Source organism: Caulobacter sp. GW821-FHT09H08, from assembly GCF_059415885.1.
Map to the genome: position 1 here is coordinate 1 of NZ_JBWKOC010000009.1, position 3,371 is coordinate 3,371.

Consider the following 3,371-nt stretch of genomic DNA (forward strand, 5'->3'; position numbering starts at 1 on the left):
GGGGTGGAGCAGCCCGGTAGCTCGTCAGGCTCATAACCTGAAGGTCACAGGTTCAAATCCTGTCCCCGCACCCAAGGGTCTAAACGTAGCAAAAGCCGCCTTCGGGCGGCTTTTTGCGTTTCCGGCTTGAGTCTTTCCCCGTTCTGATCACCAGAACGTCTTGGCGTCGATCAAGTCGTCGAGCGCCTTGCGCGCCGCGTGCAGCAGTTCGGTCTCGTCGTCCGCCAGCACGACGCGTTCGGCGTCGCGGGCCAAGGTCCGGTCGCCGTGCGTCACGATCTCGACCAGGCTCGTGCGGACGTTGCGATCGTTCAACGCGCCAAGCGCATCCTGCACGGCCTTGGAGCGCTCGACGAAACGCTGCGCGCGTCGTGGATGGTCCGGGAAGAGTGGCGCCAGGTCCTCGGCGGCGTAGCGGAACGTCTTGCCCTTGAGGCGCAGCCTGTGGCGGCCGTGCGCGTCGAGTTCGTCGAAGTGCTTGGCGCGTTTCTTCACCTGCTTGCGGCGTTGGTCGAGGACCTCGGCGGCGAAGGCGTCGGCGCGACCGTCGCGGACCTCCGCCAGCGCGGGATCGGCTGTCCAGGCGCCGGCCTCCAGCCAGGCGGCGGCTTCCAGCAGGACGTCGCGGGCGCGGGGGCTTTCCAGCGCCGCTTCCATCCGCAGATAGGCGTTGGCGCGGGCGGCTTTCAGGTCGCGTTCGAAGTCGTCGCGGCCGGCGAAGTTGGCGCCCTTGGCGGACTTCTCCCAGATCTCGCCGACGAAGACGTCCAAGTCGCGCGCCGCGTCCAGTTCTCCCGCCAGCCAGTCGAGCTCGTCGTCGAGCGCCTGGGCGGCCGTGTCTTGGGCCAGCGGCTTGAAGATCTTCAACAAAGCCCGCAGCCGCCGGGCGGCGATCCGCGCCTGATGGACGCCGTCGGGCTCGGGCCGTTCGCGCAGGGCTTCCAGCGCCGCGCAAAGATGCGCGAGGTTCGCCTGGCCGAGCGCCTGGAGGGCCTCGCCAACGGTGCACTTCGGATCCAGCGCGGCGGCCTGCCGGCGCGGCGACGGCGTCTCGTCGCCGGCAGCAAGGCCGTAGCCTCGCTCGGCCTTGCTGATCAGCGACAGGCGCAGCGGCACGCGCTTGGCCAGTTCGCGGGCGAGGTCGAAGAGCGCCCGCGGCTCTCCCGACTTCAGCTCCAGTTCGAGCTCGCAGACCGCCGCCTGGCGGCCGTCGGCGCTGAGCTCGCCTCGGTCCAGCGCGGCCTCGATGACCGCTTCACCGACCTGGACGATACGCACGGTGCGCTCGACCCGAGTGGTGAAGACCGGCGCGAGGGCCTCGCCTTCCAGCATGGCCGCCGCCGGCGTCCGGGCCAGGGCGTCGCGGTCGGGACCGGGGCCGGCGATCTTCTCTTCCCACTCGCCGCGCGAGAAGACCCCGCCGGCCGAGGCCGATTTCAGGGTCTGCTTGCGACCGCCCTCGCCGTCGCGGACGCGCAGGCCGAAGCCCGCCTTGCGCAGGGCGTGGTCGGGGGTGTCGAAATAGGTGGCGTCGAGCTGGCGCACCGCGCCCTCGCCCTGCAACTGGGTCAGGGCCAAGGTCGCCGCCTCGGGCGGGATCAGGAATTTCAGCTCGATCTCGCGATCCATGACCTGACCAACTCCCGCGCGCGCCTTCGGCTCCGCAAAGACAGCGCATAGCCGTATGCCGTCTACCCGACGTCTTGCCAAGCCTCGTGCACCGGTTCAAACGTGCGCGCCATGAACCAGATCAATGCTTCGCCCATCTCCCATCTGGCCCGCCACGACTGGACTCTTCCCGAGGTGGAGGCCCTGTTCGAGCTCCCGTTCATGGAGCTGGTTTTCCAGGCCGCGACCGTCCACAGGGCCTGGTTCGATCCTTCGGAAGTGCAGCTGTCGCAGCTGCTGTCGGTGAAGACCGGCGGCTGCGCCGAGAACTGCGGCTATTGCAGCCAGTCGGCCCACTTCAAGACCGGCCTGAAGGCCGAGAAGCTGATGGCCACCGAGGACGTCGTGGCCAAGGCCCGCGCGGCCCGCGACGGCGGCGCCCAGCGCTTTTGCATGGGCGCGGCCTGGCGCGAGCTGAAGGACCGCGACCTGCCGAAGCTGGCCTCGATGATCGGCGAGGTGAAGGCGATGGGCATGGAGACCTGCGCGACGCTGGGCATGCTGACCGCCGACCAGGCCAAGGCGCTCAAGGAAGCCGGCCTGGACTACTACAACCACAACCTCGATACCGGCCCGGACTACTACAAGGACGTCGTGACCACGCGCACCTACCAGGAGCGCCTCGACACCCTGGCCCACGTCCGCGACGCCGGCATGAGCACCTGCTGCGGCGGCATCGTCGGCATGGGCGAGCAGCGCCGCGACCGCGCGGGCCTACTGCACCAGCTGGCCACCCTGCCGGCCCATCCCGACAGCCTGCCGATCAACGGCCTGGTGCCGGTCAGCGGCACGCCGCTGGGTGACAAGGTTCTCGCGGAAGGCAAGGCGATCGACGCCATCGAGTTCATCCGCACCATCGCCGTCGCCCGCATCGTCTGCCCGAAATCGATGGTTCGCCTGTCGGCCGGTCGCGAAGGGATGAGCCGCGAGCTGCAGGCCCTGTGCTTCATGGCCGGCGCCAACTCGATCTTCGTCGGCGGCAAGCTGCTGACGACCCCGCTGCCGGGCATGGACGAGGACAGCAAGCTGTTCCAGGACCTGGACCTGCGTCCCATGGGCGGCGCTGTCCGCGTCGAAGCTCACGACCACAGCCAAGACCGTGAGATCGTCGCGGCGGAATAGGCTTCAGGCGCGAGGGTTCCGCAGGATATCGCGGCGCTGGGCCTCGAGCTCGCGCCGCGTCTCGGCCGCGTCGGCGAGGTATCCGGCCAGGATGTGAGGCGGATAGCCTCGGGTCATCGCGCGCATGTCGTGTTCGGCCTCATCCAGGATCGTCGTGATCTTGTCGATCAGGCTCAGCCAGATGTCGTCGGCCTTCGGTCGCCGCCGGGGACGGCTGCGGCCGTTGCCGAACATGCGATCGTGGCGGGCGTGGATCAGGGATGGGGTCATTTTCTACTCCTGTCTGATGGGCGCGGCGAAGGCCCCCTCCACCGCCGTTCGGCGGTCCCCCTCCCCCAAGAGGGGGAGGAGAGTTTCCCTCCGCCCCCGTCTGGGGGCGGACAGACCTGCGCAGCAGGTCAGGTGGGGGCTAGTCATGAGTCCGCCGCTTCACGCGGCCAGACCGCTGAAGTTCATGAGGAGGCGACGGAGCGGCCGGGCGAACCCGGAGACCGTGTGGTTTGTTGTGTTTCGGCTCGCTGACCGCTCCGCCAGGCTGTTCTTGCCCGTGAGGTCGGGAGGCGTGAGCGTTGTCTGCTCGG

General features: G+C 68.9%; 3 protein-coding genes. 1 reads left to right on the top strand and 2 read right to left on the bottom strand.

The features are described 5' to 3' along the window. Window positions 1-147 precede the first annotated feature (147 nt). Window positions 148-1,629, bottom strand: coding sequence for a CYTH and CHAD domain-containing protein (locus tag AC07NN_RS24020; RefSeq protein ID WP_494646339.1), 1,482 nt, complete (start codon window positions 1,627-1,629; stop codon window positions 148-150). A 111-nt stretch (window positions 1,630-1,740) separates the two neighbouring features. On the opposite strand from AC07NN_RS24020, the gene bioB reads away from it, so the two are divergent. Further along, the gene (gene bioB, locus AC07NN_RS24025) at window positions 1,741-2,790 is read left to right on the top strand and encodes a biotin synthase BioB (protein ID WP_494646340.1); all 1,050 of its coding nucleotides are present in this window, start codon (window positions 1,741-1,743) and stop codon (window positions 2,788-2,790) included. A gap of 3 nt (window positions 2,791-2,793) precedes the next feature. Here the strand turns inward: bioB and AC07NN_RS24030 are convergent, their stop codons facing one another. After that, a complete protein-coding gene (locus AC07NN_RS24030; protein WP_494646341.1) occupies window positions 2,794-3,060 on the bottom strand; it encodes a hypothetical protein in 267 nt (88 codons plus the stop codon). Window positions 3,061-3,371: the final 311 nt, after the last annotated feature.